Raw genomic sequence first — 18878 nt, forward strand, 5'->3', positions numbered from 1 at the left:
ATAGTGTTTCGGTGGTCATAGCGTTAGGGAAACGCCCGGTTACATTCCGAACCCGGAAGCTAAGCCTTTCAGCGCCGATGGTACTGCAGGGGGGACCCTGTGGGAGAGTAGGACGCCGCCGAACAATTATTACGAGGCCTGGCCTCGGATCTTCGATCCGAGGCCAGGCCTTTTTGTCGTCTGGGGTAGGGTCGGGTGGAATCATCGGCACGTACATACAGGAGGGGCCCCCGGTGGAGGTCCAGGAGACACGGGTGCAAACGGATCGGATCTTCACGATCCCCAACATCCTGAGTATGGCTCGCCTGGTGGGCGTTCCGGTGTTCCTGTGGCTGATCCTGTGGCCGGAGTTCGGCGGTCCGAAGGCCGACGGCTGGGCTCTGCTGGTGCTCGCGCTCAGCGGCATCAGCGACTATCTGGACGGCAAGCTCGCGCGGCGGTGGAACCAGGTCAGCAATCTCGGCCGGCTCCTCGACCCGGCCGCGGACCGGCTGTTCGTACTGTCCACCCTGATCGGGCTCACCTGGAGGGACATCCTCCCCTTGTGGCTGCCGTTGCTCCTGTTGGCCAGGGAGGTGATGATGGGGGTAATGCTCCTGATCCTCCGGCGGCACGGATACGGGCCGCCGCAGGTGAACTTCGTGGGCAAGGCAGCCACCTTCAACCTGATGTACGCCTTCCCGCTGTTGTTGCTGAGTGATGGCAGCGGATGGCTCGCCACGCTGGCCGCAATTTGCGGATGGGCGTTCGCCGGATGGGGTACAACTCTGTACTGGTGGGCAGGGATCCTCTATGTAGTGCAGGTCCGCAGACTTGTGCGGATGGACGCCACGGCTGATTGAGCCGCAAGGAGGACTTTTCCGACATGAAGGCCGTCGTGATGGCCGGCGGTGAAGGCACGCGCCTTCGCCCAATGACCTCGAGTATGCCCAAGCCCCTGCTGCCGGTTGCGAACCGGCCGATCATGCAGCACGTGCTGACGCTGCTCAAGCGGCACGGTCTCACCGAGACCGTGGTGACCGTGCAGTTCCTCGCATCCCTCGTCAAGAATTACTTCGGGGACGGCGAAGAACTTGGCATGGAGCTCACCTACGCCAATGAGGAAAAGCCACTCGGGACAGCCGGGAGTGTGAAGAACGCCGAAGAGGCGCTCAAGGACGACTCCTTCCTTGTGATTTCGGGCGATGCGCTCACGGACTTCGACCTCACCGAGCTCATCGAATTCCACAAGGAAAAGGGCGCACTTGTCACCGTATGCCTGACGCGGGTGCCCAACCCGCTGGAGTTCGGCATCACGATCGTGGACGAAGAGGGCAAGGTCGAGCGCTTCCTGGAGAAGCCGACCTGGGGTCAGGTCTTCTCCGACACCGTCAATACGGGCATCTACGTCATGGAGCCCGAGGTCTTCGACTACGTGGCCGCCGACACGTCCGTCGACTGGTCGAGCGATGTCTTCCCGCAGTTGATGAAGGAAGGCAAGCCGGTCTACGGCTTCATCGCCGAGGGCTACTGGGAAGACGTCGGCACGCACGAGAGCTACATCAAGGCGCAGGCGGACGTCCTCGAGGGCAAGGTCGATGTGGATCTCGACGGCTTCGAGATCTCGCCGGGCGTCTGGGTGGCCGAAGGTGCCGAGGTCAGCCCCGACGCGGTACTGCGCGGTCCGCTGTACATCGGGGACTACGCGAAGGTCGAGGCCGGAGCGGAGATCCGCGAGCACACGGTCATCGGCTCGAACGTGGTCGTCAAGTCCGGGGCGTTCCTGCACAAGGCCGTGATTCACGACAACGTCTACGTCGGCCAGGGAACGAACCTGCGCGGCTGTGTGGTCGGCAAGAACACCGACATCATGCGGGCGGCGCGGATCGACGACGGTGCCGTGATCGGCGATGAGTGCCTGATCGGCGAGGAGTCGATCATCGCGGGCAACGTCCGCGTCTATCCGTTCAAGACCATCGAGGCCGGCGCGTTCGTCAATACGTCGGTCATCTGGGAATCGCGGGGCCAGGCGCATCTGTTCGGTGCGCGCGGTGTCTCGGGAATCCTGAACGTGGAGATCACCCCGGAACTGGTCGTCCGGCTGGCCGGTGCCTACGCCACCACGCTGAAGAAGGGGTCCACGGTCACCACGGCCCGCGACCACTCCCGTGGTGCGCGAGCGCTGAAGCGCGCGGTGATCTCGGCCCTGCAGACCAGCGCCATCGACGTCCGGGACCTGGAGAACGTCCCGCTGCCGGTGGCCAGGCAGCAGACGGCGCGCGGCAGCGCCGGCGGCATCATGATCCGGACCACCCCCGGCACCCCGGACTCCGTCGACATCATGTTCTTCGACGAGCGCGGCGCGGACCTGTCGGCGGGCGGTCAGCGCAAGCTGGACCGGGTCTTCGCCCGCCAGGAGTACCGGCGTGCGTTCCCCGGTGAGATCGGGGACCTGCGCTTCCCGTCGAGCGTTTTCGACTCCTACACGGGTTCGCTGCTGCGGGCCGTCGACACCTCGGGTGTCGCGGAGTCGGGGATGAAGGTCGTCGTGGACGCGGCGAACGGCAGCGCGGGGCTGGTGCTGCCGAGCCTGCTCGGACGGCTGGGCGTCGACGCGTTCACCATCAACCCCGGGCTGAACGAGGCCCGGCCGACGGAGACCGCGGACGAGCGCCGGTCCGGGCTGGTGCGGCTGGGCGAGATCGTCGCCTCGGCGCGCGCCGCCTTCGGTGTCCGGTTCGACCCGGTCGGTGAGCGGCTGTCGCTGGTGGACGAGCGCGGCAGGATCGTCGAGGACGACCGGGCGCTGCTGGTGATGCTGGACCTGGTCGCGGCCGAACGGCGCAGCGGACGGGTGGGACTGCCGGTCACCACGACCCGTATCGCCGAGCAGGTGGCGGCGTACCACGGTACGCAGGTGGCGTGGACGACGACGTCGCCCGACGACCTCACACGGGTCGGCCGGGCGGAGAGCACGATCTTCGGCGGCGACGGCCGGGGCGGCTTCATCATCCCCGAGTTCAGCAGCGTCTTCGACGGGTCGGCGGCGTTTGTGCGGCTGATCGGTCTGGTGGCCCGTACCCAGCTCACGCTCAGCCAGATCGACGCCCGGATCCCGCGCGCCCATGTGCTGCGCCGCGATGTGGCGACACCGTGGGCGGTCAAGGGGCTCGTGATGCGGAGCGTGGTCGAGGCCGCGGGCGACCGGTCGGTGGACACCACCGACGGTGTCCGCGTCGTGGAGCCCGACGGCCGCTGGGTGATGGTCCTGCCCGACCCCGCGGAAGCGGTCACCCATTTGTGGGCGGAAGGGCCGGACGACGCGTCCGCCCAGGAACTGCTCGACGAGTGGTCGGCGATCGTGGAGGGCGCGGGTCGCTGATTCCGGGCCCGAACGGCGCGCCGTAAGGGGGCCGTTCGAGTGGAGCGGCCCCGACGTGCAACGATGTGCGGCATGCCGCAGCAGCACCAGGATGGGAGCAGCCCCAGCCCGAAGGCCCCGCCACGGCGCCCCGACGCCTCGATGTCGCTGCTGACCAACGTGATGGATCACAGCCTCGACGACGGCTACGCGGAGGCGGCGGAGCGTCGTGGCGTGGTGGGCAGCTCACGGCTGCCCACCACGCTGCGGGCCAAGCTGGGGCTCGCCGTGGGGCTGGTGCTGGCGGCGCTGGTCGTCACGCTCGGGGCCGCGCAGGCGAATGTCGCGGCGCCCACGGTGGCGCTGGAACGCCAGAAGCTGATCGAGCGCATCCAGTCCGGCACGAGCTCCGCGGACGCTCTGCAGAAGAACGTGGACCAGCTGCGCGACGAGGTCGACGCGAAGCAGCGCGCGGCCCTGGGCGACCAGGGCGTCGGCAGTACCGCCCTGGTGGCGCTGGAGGCGGGCGCCACGCCCGTCAAGGGTCCGGGGGTGAAGCTGGTCGTCGACGACGCCAAGGAGGCGTCGACGGGGAACGGCGGCGGGCCGCGGGAGAGCAACGGATTCTCCGACACCGGCCGGGTGCGCGACCGTGACATGCAGCGGATCGTCAACGGGCTGTGGGCGTCGGGAGCCGAGGCGATCTCCGTCAACGGCCAGCGTCTGACGGCGCTGTCGGCGATTCGTGCCGCCGGTGACGCCATACTGGTCGACAACAAGCCGCTGGCGCCTCCGTACACGGTGCTGGCGATCGGGGACGGCCAGCGGCTCAGCACGGCCTTCCAGGAGAGCGCGGACGGGCAGTATCTGCACGTACTGCAGCAGAGCTACGGGATTCGCGCGAGCATCTCCGCGGAGGACGAGGTGCGGTTGCCGGCCGCCCCCAGTCTGATCGTGCGCTACGCCAAGCCGGTGCCCGGCAACACGAAGGCGGACGCCGCCAGAACAGGGAAGGGTACGAAGTGATCGCCGTACTGGGCCTCGTCGTGGGAGTCGTGGTCGGACTCGTGGTCCGCCCCGTCGTGCCGACAGTGGTCGAGCCCTATCTCCCGATCGCCGTGGTCGCCGCGCTCGACGCCGTCTTCGGCGGTCTGCGGGCGATGCTCGACGGGATCTTCGACGACAAGGTGTTCGTCGTCTCCTTCCTCTCCAACGTGGTGGTGGCCGCGCTGATCGTGTTCCTCGGGGACAAGCTCGGTGTCGGCGCGCAGCTGTCCACGGGTGTGGTCGTGGTCCTGGGCATCCGGATCTTCTCCAACGCGGCTGCCATCCGCCGCCACGTCTTCCGGGCGTGACCGCCGTATGAGCGACGAAGAACTCCCCGAGCGCGCCGTGACGCCCGAGAGCGACGGCGTCCCCGAGAGCGCCGGAGCACCGGAGCGCGCCGAGACCCCGGAGCACTCCGGTGCCCCCGAGCCGGACGACGCGCCCGCGCGGCCCGGGAAGACCCTGCCGCCCGAGGTGCCTCCCGCCCCGGCACCGGACCCCGGGCCCGCCAAGCCGGCCCCCGGCGAGACCGGCCGGCAGCGGCTGCTGGCGGGGCTGTGGCCGCCGCGGCTGTCCCGGGCGCAGCTCATCGTCGCGCTGCTGCTGTTCGTGCTGGGTCTCGGGCTGGCCATCCAGGTGCGCTCCACCAGTGACAGCGGGGCCCTGCGGGGCGCCCGTCAGGAGGACCTGGTGCGCATCCTGACCGAGCTCGACAACCGCACGCAGCGGCTCCAGGACGAGAAGCGCCGGCTGGAGACCCAGCGCTCCGAACTGGAGACCAGCTCCAACCAGGCCGAGGAGGCCCGTAAGCAGACCGAGCAGAAGGCGCAGCAGCTCGGTGTGCTCGCCGGTACGGTCGCCGCGCAGGGCCCCGGCATCAATCTGACGATCGCGGACCCCAAGGGCGGCCTGGAGGCCGACAAGCTGCTGGACACCCTGCAGGAGCTGCGGGCGGCCGGGGCCGAGGCGATCCAGATCAACGATGTACGGGTCGTGGCCGACACATACTTCACCCAGGGTTCCGACGGCATCGAGATCGACGGCCACAAAGTCGTCCAGCCCTACCGGTTCAAGGTCATCGGAAATCCGCAGGACCTGGAGCCGGCGCTCAATATTCCTGGTGGAGTGGTGCAGACTTTGAAGAAGGAGCAGGCCACGGCGGATGTCGTCCGTTCTGAGAAGATCGTCGTGGACGCCTTGCGGCCATCGAAGCAGCCTGACTACGCTCGGTCGTCATCACAGTGACGCGGGGGGTCGGAACTTCGTCGGGGTGGTCCGTGTTGGAAACTGTGTGTAGCGAGGGTTCGTCCTGCCCCACGGGCGGGTCTGTTTCGGTCAAGGGGAATCGCCCGTGAAGTTGTTTGGGAAGTTGTTCGGCAAGAGCGCGCGGCAGGCCAAGCAGGCCGGTGATCCCGCTACCGCGCGTCATCGTGCCCCGCGCCACGGGCAGGAGGACGGCGCGGCCGAGGGGCGGCCGCTGTTCCGCGACGAGCCCGCCGGGGCCTACGGCGACATTTCGGGCGGACAAGGTGTGGCGTCTGTTGACCCTGCCGCGTCCGGCCGCATAGGTTTCGGAGAACCATCAACCTCAAGTACGGGTGGAGGGTTTCCCTCCGCTCCGTACGCTTCGAACGTCCCCGCGGTCGATCCGCGGCAGGAGGCTCAGTCCATGACGGCCTTGCCGGTATGCACGAGGTGCGGGCACACCAACGCGGAGGCGAGCCGCTTCTGCTCCAACTGTGGTGCGCCGCTGCGTGCCGGGGCTCCGTCCGAACGGCCGTCGGAGACCACGTCCACGATCTCGATCTCGGGGCTGGAGGCCTACGAGGCCGAGGCGACCGGTCAGATCGTGACGCCGTCGCTGTCCCCGGAGGCCCAGGCGGCCGTGGACGCGCTGCCGATCGGTTCCGCCCTGCTGGTGGTGCGCCGCGGCCCGAACTCGGGCAGCCGCTTCCTCCTGGACGGCGAACTGACCACGGCCGGCCGTCACCCGCAGAGCGACATCTTCCTGGACGACGTCACCGTCTCGCGCCGCCACGTGGAGTTCCGCCGGGCTGCCGACGGTGGCTTCACGGTCTCGGACGTGGGCAGCCTCAACGGCACGTATGTCAACCGGGAGCGGATCGACTCCGTGTCCCTGGCCAATGGCGACGAAGTCCAGATCGGTAAGTACCGACTGGTCTTCTACGCGAGCCAGGGCGGCATCTGAATCCCCTGGACTCCGTCCGGGGGGACCCTCAGGGAAGGCCCATGCTTAGAACACCGTCAGGCGGTGCCGGAAACGGCACCGCCACCGCGGACGGCCGGCTGCTCAGCATCGGGGCCGTGCTGACCCACCTGCAGGACGAGTTCCCCGAGGTCACCATCTCCAAGATCCGTTTCCTGGAGGCGGAGGGCCTGGTGGAGCCCCAGCGCACTCCTTCGGGCTATCGGAAGTTCGCGATGCGCGATGTGGAGCGGCTGGGCCATGTGCTGCGGATGCAGCGGGACCACTATCTGCCGCTGCGCGTGATCCGGGAGCATCTGGACGCGCTCGACCGGGGTGAGCAGATTCCGCTGCCGGGGCCGGGCGAGGCACGGGAGCTCGCGGACGGCACGGCGGCCACCGAAGGCTCCGGCGAGCTGCGGATCGGTCGGGAGGCACTGCTGGCCGCCACCGGCGCGGAGCCGGCCGACCTCGACCAGTGGGAGTCCTACGGCCTGGTGGAAGCCGGCCGTGACGGCGGTTACGACGCCGAAGCGGTGAATATCGGGAAGCTGATCGTCGACCTGGGCCGCTTCGGGCTCGAACCGCGCCATCTGCGCGCGGTGAAGGCCGCGGCCGACCGGGAGGTCGGCCTGGTGGAGCAGGTGGTCGCCCCGCTGCGGCGGCACCGCAACCCGCAGACCCGGACGCACGCCGAGACGACCGCCCGGGAACTGGCCGCGCTGTCGGTCCGTCTGCACGCCGCCATGGTCCAGTCCGCCCTTCGCCTGCGGCTCTTCTGAGAAGCTGTGCGATACCTGTCAAGTCCGCCGTGCGGGATGCTCGACTACCCAAACCGGCCGGGCACGTCCTAGGGTTACTGTGTGAACGAGCTCGACGTCGTGGGTGTCCGGGTCGAAATGCCCTCCAATCAACCGATCGTGCTCCTGCGCGAAGTGGGAGGCGACCGGTATCTACCCATCTGGATCGGGCCTGGGGAAGCCACGGCCATCGCCTTCGCGCAGCAGGGCATGACGCCTGCTCGCCCGCTGACCCATGATTTGTTCAAGGACGTGCTCGAAGCGGTCGGACAGACGCTCACCGAAGTGCGGATCACCGATCTGCGCGAGGGGGTCTTCTACGCCGAGCTGGTCTTCGCCAGCGGTGTCGAGGTCAGCGCCCGCCCGTCCGACGCCATAGCGCTGGCCCTGCGCACCGGAACGCCGATCTACGGCAGCGACGGAGTGCTGGACGACGCGGGGATCGCCATCCCGGACGAGCAGGAGGACGAGGTCGAGAAGTTCCGCGAATTCCTGGACCAGATCTCGCCGGAGGACTTCGGCACGAGCAACCAGTAGCGGGCTTTTTTGGCCCATCCGGCTAGCCGTTCCCCGTTCGGGGGCACGCGAAACCACTCTTGGGGTTGATATCACTCGGCGTGCCGAGTGTGGCGATCGTTGACGCACCCCGAGTGACTGCCTACCGTCGAGATGGAAAGTCCCGTTGGCACGTGCACGTGCCGACCGGGACGCGAAGGGACGGAGGGCGGCGTGAGAAGCACCGGCGACGGTATGGCCACGGGCGGCCCGTATCCCACCCGTGGGGCCTTGGCCCGGCAGCCCGCACCGGCCGGCGGTGCGGTGGCCGGCGCGGCGGAGCCCGAGACCGAGACGGTGGGGTACCGGGGGCCGACGGCGTGCGCGGCGACCGGCATCACCTACCGCCAGCTGGACTACTGGGCGCGTACGGGCCTGGTCGAGCCGAGCGTCCGGGCGGCCTACGGAACAGGCGCGCAGCGCCTCTACGGGTTCCGGGACGTGGTCGTCCTCAAGATCGTCAAGCGGCTGCTGGACACCGGGGTCTCCCTCCAGAACATCCGCACCGCCGTACGCCACCTGCGCACCACCGCACCCGCCGAGCTCACCCGGATGACCCTGATGAGCGACGGCGCCACCGTGTACGAGTGCACCTCGCCCGATGAGGTCGTCGACCTGCTCCAGGGCGGCCAGGGCGTCTTCGGGATCGCCGTCGGAGTGGTGTGGCGGGACGTCGAGAGCTCCCTCTCGCAGCTGCACGGCGAGCGGGTGGACACCGGTGAGACGCTGGCCGGCCACAACCCCTCCGACGAGCTGGCACGGCGCCGCAACCGCGTGGGGTGAACCGTTCGCCGTACGTCCGTACGGTGAATGTCAGTGCCGTGCGGGAGCATCGGTGACGTGAGAACCGCTCCGACGATCCTGCACCTGGACATGGACGCGTTCTACGCCGCGGTGGAACAGGCCTCCAAGCCGAGCCTGCGGGGCAAGCCGGTCGTGGTCGGCGGTCTCGGACCGCGCGGCGTCGTCGCGACCGCGTCCTACGAGGCACGTGTCCACGGCGTCCATTCGGCGATGGCCATGGCGCACGCACGGCGGCTGGCCCCCAATGCCGCCTACCTCATTCCCCGCTTCGACCTGTACCGGCGGGTCAGCGAGACCGTGATGGGGATCCTCGGGGAGCTGTCGCCGCTGGTGGAGCCGCTCAGCCTGGACGAGGCCTTCGTGGACCTGGAGGCGGGCGGGACGACCGAGGCCCCCCGTGAGGTGGCGGAGCGGGTACGGGCGCGGATCAGGGCCGCCACGGGGCTGACGGCCTCGGTGGGGCTCGCGGGCTCCAAACTGCTGGCCAAGATCGCCTCCGAGCAGGGCAAGCCGAATGGCCTGGTAGTGGTCGAGCCCGGCACCGAGCGGGCGCTGCTGGACCCGATGCCGGTCCGGGTCCTGCCGGGCGTCGGGCCCGCGACCGGTGAGCATCTGCGCCGCGCCGGGATCGGCACGGTCGGCGAGGTGGCGCTGGCCGGGGAGTCCGAGCTGGTGCAGCTGCTCGGCAAGGCGCACGGCGCCTCGCTCTACGCGATGGCCCTGGGCCTGGACAGCCGGCCCGTGGTCGCGGACCGGGACGCGAAGTCCGTCTCGGTGGAGGACACCTTCGACGTGGACCTCACCGACCGGTTCCGGGTGCGCTCGGAGCTCGACCGGCTCGCGGACCGCTGTGTTCGGCGGCTGCGGGAGGCCGGGCGGTCGGGCCGGACGGTGGTGATCAAGGTACGGAGCTACGACTTCAGCACCCTGACCCGGTCCGAGACCCTGCGGGCGCCCACGGACGACCCCGGAGTGGTGCGGGAGACCGCGCGGCGGCTGCTGGAGGCCGTCGACACGGCCAACGGGGTCCGGCTGCTGGGTGTGGGCGTCACCGGGCTCGCCGACTTCACACAGGAGGACCTGTTCGCCCAGGCCGCCGAGCTGGAGGCCGAGCTCGTGGCGGAGGCCGCAGCGGTGCGCGCTGCGGAGCAGGCCGAGCGGGAGGCGGCGGATCCGGAGGGCCGGCCGGCGCCGCCGGCGGAGCCCGCGCGGGCCGTGCGGTGGATGCCGGGGCAGGACGTGCGGCACACGGAGTTCGGTGCCGGGTGGGTGCAGGGCAGCGGCGTGGGGCGGGTGACCGTGCGCTTCGAGGAGCCGACGGACTGCGTACCGGGCCGGGTGCGGACGTTCGCCGTGGAGGATCCGGAACTGGAAGCGGCCGAACCGCTGCCGCTGGTGCCCTGACCTGGGCACTTGGTCTCCGGTCGCTCAGTCCTCGCCGGCCAGCCGGCCGAAGTCGTGGTCGCCGGCGCTGGGGGCCTCGGTCCCCGCGGACGGGACGTCCATGCCGTAGTGGTGGTAGAGCTGGATCTCCTGCTCGGGGGAGAGATGGCGGCCGACGCCGAAGTCGGGGGCGTCCTTGATGAGGGCCTTGGGGAAGGGGACCCGCAGCTGCCCGTCCACCACCTCGCTCGGCTCCAGCGGTACGAACGCGTCACGGCTGAACAGCCCGGTGCGTACCGCGGCCCACTCCGGCTGTCCGGTCGCGTCGTCGAGATACACCTCGTCGACCGTGCCGATCTTCGCCCCGTCGCTGTCCAGGGCCCGGCGGCCGATCAGGCTGCGGGGATCAATATCGGTCTGCACGGTCCCTCCAACAGATCGGTGCTGCTCTGCTAGACCAACCAAAGGCCACATTGGGGACGGTGTCGACTCGAGGGATCCACGAGGAATCCGCCCCCATCCCCGCTGGTAGGCTGAATGGCGGCTGCAGACCCCATGCGGGAGAGTCCTCCGAGATCGTGTCGGGGGCGCCGAAGGAGCAAATCCTCCCCGGAATCTCTCAGGCAACCGGTACCGCATGGATGAGGTCACTCTGGAAAGCAGGGCGGGCACCGGGCATGACTCATGCGCGGGACCCGGCCTCACCGACGGTGAAAGTCGTGCTTTAGGCAGCACGGTGAAGCTCTCAGGTTGTGATGACAGAGGGGGAGGCCGTTCGGGTGCCCGCGCCGCGGCACCCCTCGCAGGTCGTGTCAGACCAGGAGGCCTCCGTAGATGACTGCCCACCGCATCCCACTCTCCGAGCTCGAGAGCGGCATCCCGTTCGAACAGCGCCACATCGGCCCCGACGGCGGTGCCCAGGCCAAGATGCTGGCTCACGTCGGTTACGGCTCCTTGGACGAGCTCACGGCCGCCGCCGTGCCGGACACCATCAAGAGCGTCGAGGCGCTGCGGCTGCCCGCCGGCCGGACCGAGGCCGCGATACTCGCCGAGCTGCGTGACCTCGCGGACCGCAACCAGGTGCTGGCGCCGATGATCGGCCTGGGCTACTACGGGACGTTCACCCCGCCCGTCATCCTGCGCAATGTGATGGAGAACCCCGCCTGGTACACGGCGTACACGCCGTACCAGCCGGAGATCTCGCAGGGCCGGCTCGAGGCGCTGCTGAACTTCCAGACGGTCGTCGCCGACCTCACCGGGCTGCCGACCTCCGGAGCCTCGCTCCTGGACGAGGGCACCGCCGCCGCGGAGGCCATGTCGCTGGCCCGCCGGGTCGGCAAGGTGAAGCAGGGCGTGTTCCTGGTCGACGCGGACTGCTTCCCGCAGACGATCGCGGTGATCCAGACCCGCGCCGAGCCGACCGGCGTCGAGGTCGTGGTCGCCGACCTGACCGACGGCATCCCGGACGAGGTGGCCGAGCGCGGCGTCTTCGGTGTGCTCCTGCAGTACCCCGGCGCCTCCGGCGCGGTACGCGACCTCAAGCCGGTCATCGAGCGGGCGCACGAGCTGGGCGCGATCGTCACGGTCTCCGCCGACCTGCTCGCCCTGACGCTGCTCACCTCGCCCGGTGAGCTCGGCGCGGACATCGCGGTGGGCACCACCCAGCGCTTCGGCGTCCCGATGGCCTTCGGCGGCCCGCACGCCGGCTACATGGCCGTCCGCGAGAAGTTCGCCCGCAGCCTGCCCGGCCGCCTCGTCGGTGTCTCCGTCGACGCGGACGGCAACAAGGCGTACCGGCTGGCCCTGCAGACCCGTGAGCAGCACATCCGCCGGGAGAAGGCCACCAGCAACATCTGCACCGCCCAGGTGCTGCTCGCCGTCATGGCGGGCATGTACGCGGTCTACCACGGCCCGGACGGGCTGGCCCAGATCGCCCTGCGCACCCACCGCTACGCCGCCATCCTGGCCGAGGGCCTGCGGGCCGGCGGCGTCGAGGTCGTGCACGACGGGTACTTCGACACCGTGACCGTCCGGGTGCCCGGCCGCGCCGCCGAGGTCGCCGCCGCGGCCCGCGCCGCGGGCGTGAACCTGTGGGAGCGGGACGCCGACCTGCTCGGCATCTCCTGCGACGAGACCACCCGCCGTGAGCAGCTGACCGCGGTGTGGGGTGCCTTCGGGGTGACCGGTGACGTCGAGGCGCTCGACGCCGCCGTCCCGGACGCGCTGCCCGCCGGGCTGCTGCGCGATGACACGTACCTGGCGCACCCGGTCTTCCACCAGCACCGTTCCGAGACCGCGATGCTGCGCTACCTGCGCCGGCTCTCGGACCGTGACTACGCGCTCGACCGCGGCATGATCCCGCTGGGTTCGTGCACGATGAAGCTCAACGCCACCACCGAGATGGAACCGGTCACCTGGCCCGAGTTCGCCGGGCTGCACCCCTTCGCGCCGGTGGAGCAGGCCGAGGGCTACCTCACGCTGATCCACCAGCTGGAGGACCAGCTCGCCGAGGTCACCGGCTACGACAAGGTCAGCATCCAGCCCAACGCCGGATCACAGGGCGAGCTGGCCGGGCTGCTCGCGGTGCGCGCCTACCACCGCGCCAACGGCGACACACAGCGCACCGTATGTCTCATCCCGTCCTCCGCGCACGGCACCAACGCGGCGAGCGCCGTGATGGCCGGCATGAAGGTCGTCGTGGTCAAGACCCGCGACGACGGCGACGTGGACGTCGAGGACCTGCACGCCAAGATCGAGCAGCACCGTTCCGAGCTGGCCGTCCTCATGGTCACCTACCCGTCCACGCACGGTGTGTTCGAGGAGAACATCACCGACATCTGCGCGACGGTGCACGAGGCCGGCGGCCAGGTGTACGTCGACGGCGCCAACCTCAACGCGCTGGTCGGCCTGGCCAAGCCCGGCAAGTTCGGCGCGGACGTCTCGCACCTGAACCTGCACAAGACCTTCTGCATCCCGCACGGCGGCGGCGGTCCCGGTGTCGGCCCGGTCGCGGTCCGCGCGCACCTCGCTCCGTACCTGCCCAACCACCCGCTGCAGCCGACCGCGGGGCCCGCCACCGGCGTCGGCCCGATCTCGGCGGCGCCGTGGGGCTCGGCCGGCATCCTGCCGATCTCCTGGGCGTACGTACGCCTCATGGGCGGCGAGGGGCTGCGGCGCGCCACCCAGGTCGCGGTGCTCGGTGCGAACTACGTGGCCAAGCGGCTGGAGCCGCACTACCCGGTGCTCTACACGGGCCCGAACGGTCTGGTCGCGCACGAGTGCATCATCGATCTGCGGCCGCTGACCAAGGAGACGGGCGTCTCGGTGGACGACATCGCCAAGCGCCTGATCGACTACGGCTTCCACGCGCCCACGATGTCGTTCCCGGTGGCCGGCACGCTGATGATCGAGCCGACCGAGAGCGAGGACCTGGCGGAGCTGGACCGGTTCTGCGAGGCGATGATCGCCATCCGCCGGGAGGTCGACAAGGTCGGCTCCGGTCAGTGGCCGGTGGAGGACAACCCGCTGCGCAACGCCCCGCACACCGCGGCGTCGCTGGGCGGGGAGTGGAACCGGCCGTACTCCCGCGACGAGGCGGTGTTCCCGGCCGGCGTGTCGGCCGCGGACAAGTACTGGCCGCCGGTCCGGCGCATCGACGGCGCCTTCGGTGACCGGAACCTGGTGTGCTCGTGCCCGCCGCTCGACGAGTACGACGCGTAGTACCCGCGTCGGGGTCGTCCTACTGCTACTGACGTCCGCCGATACTGTCCGGGCCCCGCTGCTGTCGGCGGGGTCCGGCGGTTTCAGGCGGCCGTGGCGATCTGTTCGCTGCCCAGCGGCCGGTGCGGGGCGATGATCTGCCCGTCGGGCAGCAGCTCGCCGGTGTCCTCGAAGAGGAGGACGCCGTTGCACAGCAGACTCCAGCCCTGCTCCGGGTGGTGGGCCACGATGAGGGCGGCCTCCCGGTCGGAGCACTCGGCGGTGGGGCACTGCGGCTGGTGCTGGCACATGGAAGGTGTCTTTCGCTGCTGTAGAGGAGTCGTGCGGTCGGATTGGCCTGATACCTGGTTCATAACCGCCCCCGTTCGTTCGGTCGGTCCCAGTGTTGCCCCACGGAGCGGAATCCGCAGGGATTTCGCGCGAGCTGTTCCTGCTAGGTGAGGACGCGTCACCCGACCGGGCGGTTGCCCTCACAGCGTGTGCCTTTCCGGGTGGTACGGATGACCGATCCGGGCTACGTCGTCACGGTACGCACATGACAACGCCCCCGTGACCCAAGGGTCACGGGGGCGTCCGCCCGCCGTCCGGCAGCGCGTCAGACAGCAGACCCCAGAAGAGATGCGGGTGCCAGTCGCAGCGTGAGGACGGGCACCAGATCGGACAGCCGGTGCAGCCGGTGGGCGGCGATCCCCGGCGGCGCCGGTGCGAGCGGCACCAGCAGATCGGCCGGGGCGGGCTGGGCGGAGCCGGCTTCGGCCGAGATGTCGCTGTGCAGCCAGAGCGCCAGCATGTACAGCCCGGGCACGGACAGCAGATGCGGCTGGTAGGCGGTCGAGAGGGCTTCCGCCTGCCGCAGGGCGCGTTCGGTGGAGGCCAGGTACGGGCCCTCCGAGAAGTGCGAGAACGCCCATCCGTCCGGGGTGCGGACGGTCTCGCCCGCTGCCGCGACACGGTCGCCTGCGCGGATGTGGAAGCGCCAGCCGGTGAGCCGGGCGTGCGGCAGCCCGTGGCCCGAGGCGGCCGGCTCGAAGACATGCACCGGCAGCGGGTGCTCGGGGATGAGCGGGCCCTCGGCCGAGCGGAGCGCCGGCGTACGCGCCTCCAGAACGGCGGTGGGCGAACTCAGGGCGGCGAGGACACTCCGAAGGGCGGGTGCGGGTACAGCGGGGACATGCAGCGGCATGGTGGGTTGCCTCTCAGTCGGAGACACGGTGGTGCTGGGCGGGTGCGGACGGCACTGTCAGCGGTGCGGCGGTGAGGGGGTTCCTGCGCAGGCTACGTCCGACGGATCGCGGAGTCTCTGCCTTGTGCGCGAAGTTTATACGACCTGTGTTCACGCAGTGTTTCGGCTAGCTGTCGCGGGCATTGCCGGCAAGAAGGTAATGGGCCTTCCTCGCCAGATATTTCCTCCGCATTTGCGCCGGAGTACGCTCCCGCGAACTGCACATTCCCTGCCGCTGCGGACGGCTGGATCTCGTCGGTCTTTGTCACGAGGGGTACCCCTCATGTCAGGTTAGCGCGACCATGCCGGGGGAATGTGCCGGAGTGTCTAATCCGGCAGCTTAGCTTGCGCTCGGCGCCGCCGGACCGTTATCGATCTTATGGGTTGGGCATCATCGTCACACGGCCCACTCGAGGAGGGACGCTCCGATGGGGGAGAAGGTCGTAGCCACCGGGTTCGACCTGTCCGACCGGCAGCGGTACCGGATGAAGCTTCGCCAGTGTCTCATGGGACTGGAGCGACTGCTGGACGAGAAGAGGTTCGACCGGCCCAGGAATCTCATGGGACTCGAGCTGGAGTTGAATCTCGCTGATTCGGCAGGTCTGCCGCTGATGATGAATGAAGAGGTGCTGGAGCGGATCGCCAGCACCGATTTCCAGACGGAACTGGCGCAGTTCAATATTGAAGTGAACATCGCCCCTCATCATCTTTCCGGACGGGTGCTCGACCGGCTTGCGGAAGAGCTGCGCATCGGGCTGGGATACGCGGACCGCAAGGCCCGCGAAGTCGGCGCGCACATCGTCATGGTGGGTATTCTGCCGACCTTGAGCGCACAGGATCTGGTGGGTGCGAACCTGTCCAGGGCGGACCGGTACACGCTGCTCAACGACCGGATACTGGCCGCCCGCGGCGAGGACATCACCCTGGACATCGCGGGGGTGGAGCATCTGCTCTACACCTCGGGATCGATCGCCCCGGAAGCGGCCTGCACCTCCATGCAGATGCATCTGCAGGTGACGCCCGCCCGGTTCGCGGCGGTCTGGAACGCGGCGCAGGTGCTGAGCGGGCCGCAGGTCGCGGTGGGAGCGAACTCGCCGTTCCTGTTCGGCAGGGAGCTGTGGCGGGAGACCCGGCCGCCGCTGTTCCAGCAGGCGACCGACACCCGGCCGCAGGAACTGCGGGCCCAGGGCGTACGCCCGCTCACCTGGTTCGGGGAGCGCTGGATCGACTCGGCGTACGACCTGTTCGAGGAGAACCTGCGCTACTTCCCGCCGCTGCTGCCGATCTGCGACGACGAGGACCCGCTGGCGACCCTCGACGCGGGGACCGTGCCGCACCTCAAGGAACTCACCCTGCAGAACGGCACCGTCTACCGCTGGAACCGCCCGGTGTACGCCGTGGTGGACGGCGTCCCGCATCTGCGGGTGGGGAACCGGGTGCTGCCCGCGGGACCCACCGTCGCCGATGTCATCGCCAACACGGCCTTCTACTACGGGCTGGTGCGGGCGCTGGCCGAGGCGCCCCGCCAGGTCTGGCACCGGCTGCCGTTCGGCGCCGCGGCGGCGAACTTCGACGCCGCCTGCCGGCACGGCATCGGCGCCGTCATGCACTGGCCGCGGCCGGGGCGGGGCGGCGGGCTCGTGGAGCTGCCGGCCACGGAGCTGGTGCTGGAGGAGCTGCTGCCGCTGGCGTCGGCCGGGCTCGACGCCTGGGGTATCGAGCCCGTCGACCGCGACCGCTACCTGGGCATCATCGAGGCCCGCTGCCGGCTGCGCACCAACGGCGCCGAATGGCAGTCGGCGGTGTTCCACCGGGCGCTGGAGCGCGGCCTCGACCGGCGGGCCGCGCTGGTGTCGATGACGCTGCGCTACTGCGAGCTCATGCACTCCGGCGAGCCGGTGCACACCTGGCCGGTGAGCTGACCGGGGTCCCGGCCGGCCCACCGGCTCCGGAGGGCGTCGCCGGCCCGTGGTGGCGGCCTCCGGAGGGCGTCAGCCGGTGGCTGCGGCCGCGCTCGCCGCGGCCGCCACCACCGCCTTGAACAGCACTGCCTGGATCTGCGCGGGGTCCGTCACCCGGTATGCCGCGCCGCCGGTGGCCCTGGCCATGCGGTCGCACGCGGACTTGTCGGCGTCGGGGCCGACCGCGATGACGATGAGCGGAACGGGGTGGGCGGGGTCGCCCAGCTCCTTCAGTTTGGCGGTCAGGGCGTCGAGGGAGATGCTCCCCGGGTCCTCGTTCGCACCGTCGGTGAGGACGACGACCGTGTTGAACTTGCCCGCGGCGAACGACTTCCTGGCGTCCTGGTACACCGCCAGCGTCGTGTCGTAGAGGCCGGTCGCGCCGCCTTCGACGGGCTGCAGGGCGCCGAACGCGCCGGTCAGCCGGTCCCGCTGGGTGGTGCCCTGGGCGGTGCGTACGCCCAGCCGGGCCGTCTCGACGATCTTCTGGTAGTCGCGGGAGCCGTCGAGCCGGGTGGAGAACCGCCACAGGCCCACCTCGTCCTCGGGCGTGAACTGCGTCAGCGCCTGCAGCAGCGACGCCTTGGTGACGTCCAGCCGGGTCTTGCCCTCGGTGCCGGGCACCGGCGCCGCCATCGAGCCGGAGACGTCGACGACCGTGGTGATCCGGGCGCTCTGCACGGTGATCTGCCACATGACGCGCAGCTGCTGCAGGGCCTGTCCCGACGGTGCGGGTACCGGCTCCGCGCCGACCGGCTGCGGTTCCTGGCCGCCGGCGCCGACCACCAGCGCCGGGTCGGGGGCGCCGGTCGCCGGCCGGAAACCGCGGGCGGACAGCAGGCGCACGCTCTCGTCGCTGCCGAGGAGCGACATGAAGCGCGACACGGCCCGGGACTGGTCGGTGGAGAGCGTGTCGTCGTCCAGCGCCGCGTACGGGTAGTCCAGATCGACGGAGCCGTCCTTGGGATAGAACAGCTTCAGGCCGGGACGGCCGTCGCCCGCGGTGTTGCGGACGAACGCCGCCTGTTCCGAGATCACCAGCGCCTGGTTGCGCTGCGGGTTCTGCAGTTCCGACGTGCTGCTGTCGTTGGGCAGGGTGGCCACGATCTGCGCGTCGCCCGGGGCGGTGTACTGCGCCAGCATCTTCGCCGCGGCGGCCGACTCGGTGTCCACGTCACCGCCCCTGCGGCCGATCGACGACGTGATCATCGTGAACCCGAGCAGACCGGTCGCGCTGCGCGCGGGATCCGCGGTGCCGAGGCGGAAGTTGCTCTTCTCACCGGCGGCCGTGGTCAAATCGGCCCAGGTGTACGTCTTGGCGGGCCAGCCCAGGCCCTTGGCCTGCGCCTGCAGCGTGCCGACGACGACGGGGGAGCGGGCGATGCTGGTCATCGAGGACAACGGGGTGCCGCGGCCGCCGATGGTCACCTGGTCGAGCCAGACGCTGGAGTCCGGGATCCAGACCTGGAAGCCGGGGTGCGTCGGGGCCTTGCCGAGGGCGTCCGCCACATCGGCCGAGGCACGCGAGGTCACGGTGACGTCGAGGCAGCGCCCGTCGGTCTTCACGCCGGTGGCCCTGGCCTGTTTTGCGATGGTGGTGAGAGCGGGCGCGATGTCGGGCGAGGCGGCGACAGCGATCTTGACCACGCCCTCCGCGCAGTGCCCGCTCAGCGGCAGCAGGCCGCCGCGGAGCACGACGAAGGTACCGGCCCCCATCGCCAGAACGAAGCTGGTGGTGACCGCTATGGTGCGGCGGCGTACCCGTGGGCGCGGCGCTCCGCCGGCCTCCCGGGGCTCAACTGGAATGCGGTGACGTCCCATGGCTGTTGGGTCTCTCCTG

General features: G+C 70.0%; 16 protein-coding genes, 1 rRNA gene and 1 riboswitch. Of the genes, 13 read left to right on the forward strand and 4 right to left on the reverse strand.

What is annotated here, in order from left to right; genetic code table 11:
- The first annotated feature begins 7 nt into the window (after window positions 1-7).
- The 11 genes from rrf to G3I60_RS39450 all read left to right on the forward strand — a co-directional run bounded on the left by rrf (window position 8) and on the right by G3I60_RS39450 (window position 10156).
- Window positions 8-124, forward strand: a 5S ribosomal RNA gene (gene rrf, locus G3I60_RS39400).
- A gap of 109 nt (window positions 125-233) precedes the next feature.
- Entirely contained in the window at window positions 234-842 is a 609-nt protein-coding gene (locus tag G3I60_RS39405) for a CDP-alcohol phosphatidyltransferase family protein (RefSeq protein ID WP_138357399.1), read from the forward strand.
- A 23-nt stretch (window positions 843-865) separates the two neighbouring features.
- Window positions 866-3361, forward strand: a complete 2496-nt coding sequence (locus G3I60_RS39410) for a mannose-1-phosphate guanyltransferase (protein ID WP_138357398.1) — start codon at window positions 866-868, stop codon at window positions 3359-3361.
- A 63-nt stretch (window positions 3362-3424) separates the two neighbouring features.
- Window positions 3425-4366: a DUF881 domain-containing protein gene (locus G3I60_RS39415; RefSeq protein WP_203674993.1), complete on the forward strand. Its 942-nt coding sequence runs from the start codon at window positions 3425-3427 to the stop codon at window positions 4364-4366.
- Window positions 4363-4695 carry a small basic family protein gene (locus tag G3I60_RS39420; RefSeq protein WP_030364457.1) on the forward strand — a complete coding sequence of 111 codons (333 nt, stop codon included), beginning with the start codon at window positions 4363-4365 and terminating at the stop codon, window positions 4693-4695. The genes G3I60_RS39415 and G3I60_RS39420 overlap by 4 nt, the downstream gene beginning before the upstream one ends.
- Before the next feature lie 7 nt (window positions 4696-4702).
- Entirely contained in the window at window positions 4703-5632 is a 930-nt protein-coding gene (locus tag G3I60_RS39425) for a DUF881 domain-containing protein (RefSeq protein ID WP_164297882.1), read from the forward strand.
- A 64-nt stretch (window positions 5633-5696) separates the two neighbouring features.
- Window positions 5697-6596, forward strand: coding sequence for an FHA domain-containing protein (locus G3I60_RS39430; RefSeq protein ID WP_203674997.1), 900 nt, complete (start codon window positions 5697-5699; stop codon window positions 6594-6596).
- A gap of 41 nt (window positions 6597-6637) precedes the next feature.
- Window positions 6638-7375, forward strand: coding sequence for a MerR family transcriptional regulator (locus G3I60_RS39435; protein WP_138357394.1), 738 nt, complete (start codon window positions 6638-6640; stop codon window positions 7373-7375).
- 81 nt (window positions 7376-7456) lie between these two features.
- Complete coding sequence (locus G3I60_RS39440; protein WP_031518684.1) at window positions 7457-7930, forward strand: bifunctional nuclease family protein; 474 nt, start codon at window positions 7457-7459, stop codon at window positions 7928-7930.
- 192 nt (window positions 7931-8122) lie between these two features.
- Window positions 8123-8731 carry a MerR family transcriptional regulator gene (locus tag G3I60_RS39445; protein WP_138357393.1) on the forward strand — a complete coding sequence of 203 codons (609 nt, stop codon included), beginning with the start codon at window positions 8123-8125 and terminating at the stop codon, window positions 8729-8731.
- A gap of 57 nt (window positions 8732-8788) precedes the next feature.
- On the forward strand, window positions 8789-10156 hold the full coding sequence (locus G3I60_RS39450; RefSeq protein WP_269287809.1) for a DNA polymerase IV: 1368 nt from the start codon (window positions 8789-8791) through the stop codon (window positions 10154-10156).
- 24 nt (window positions 10157-10180) lie between these two features.
- Here G3I60_RS39450 and G3I60_RS39455 read toward each other — a convergent pair whose 3' ends face one another.
- Window positions 10181-10558 carry a PRC-barrel domain-containing protein gene (locus tag G3I60_RS39455; RefSeq protein WP_244809023.1) on the reverse strand — a complete coding sequence of 126 codons (378 nt, stop codon included), beginning with the start codon at window positions 10556-10558 and terminating at the stop codon, window positions 10181-10183.
- A gap of 125 nt (window positions 10559-10683) precedes the next feature.
- Window positions 10684-10781: riboswitch (glycine riboswitch) on the forward strand.
- A gap of 188 nt (window positions 10782-10969) precedes the next feature.
- On the opposite strand from G3I60_RS39455, the gene gcvP reads away from it, so the two are divergent.
- A complete protein-coding gene (gcvP, locus tag G3I60_RS39460; protein WP_164297888.1) occupies window positions 10970-13855 on the forward strand; it encodes an aminomethyl-transferring glycine dehydrogenase in 2886 nt (961 codons plus the stop codon).
- Between the two features lie 83 nt (window positions 13856-13938).
- On the opposite strand, the gene G3I60_RS39465 is transcribed toward gcvP, so the two are convergent.
- Window positions 13939-14145 carry a DUF5999 family protein gene (locus tag G3I60_RS39465; protein WP_138357389.1) on the reverse strand — a complete coding sequence of 69 codons (207 nt, stop codon included), beginning with the start codon at window positions 14143-14145 and terminating at the stop codon, window positions 13939-13941.
- Between the two features lie 305 nt (window positions 14146-14450).
- Window positions 14451-15038, reverse strand: a complete 588-nt coding sequence (locus G3I60_RS39470; RefSeq protein ID WP_164297890.1) for a hypothetical protein — start codon at window positions 15036-15038, stop codon at window positions 14451-14453.
- 467 nt (window positions 15039-15505) lie between these two features.
- On the opposite strand from G3I60_RS39470, the gene G3I60_RS39475 reads away from it, so the two are divergent.
- Window positions 15506-16999, forward strand: coding sequence for a glutamate--cysteine ligase (locus G3I60_RS39475; RefSeq protein ID WP_164608362.1), 1494 nt, complete (start codon window positions 15506-15508; stop codon window positions 16997-16999).
- Window positions 17000-17068: 69 nt separating this feature from the next.
- On the opposite strand, the gene G3I60_RS39480 is transcribed toward G3I60_RS39475, so the two are convergent.
- Entirely contained in the window at window positions 17069-18859 is a 1791-nt protein-coding gene (locus G3I60_RS39480) for a substrate-binding and VWA domain-containing protein (protein WP_164297892.1), read from the reverse strand.
- Window positions 18860-18878 lie beyond the last annotated feature (19 nt).

Origin of the sequence: Streptomyces sp. SID13666, assembly GCF_010548325.1 — a bacterium.
Classification (GTDB): Bacteria; Actinomycetota; Actinomycetes; order Streptomycetales; family Streptomycetaceae; genus Actinacidiphila; species Actinacidiphila fildesensis.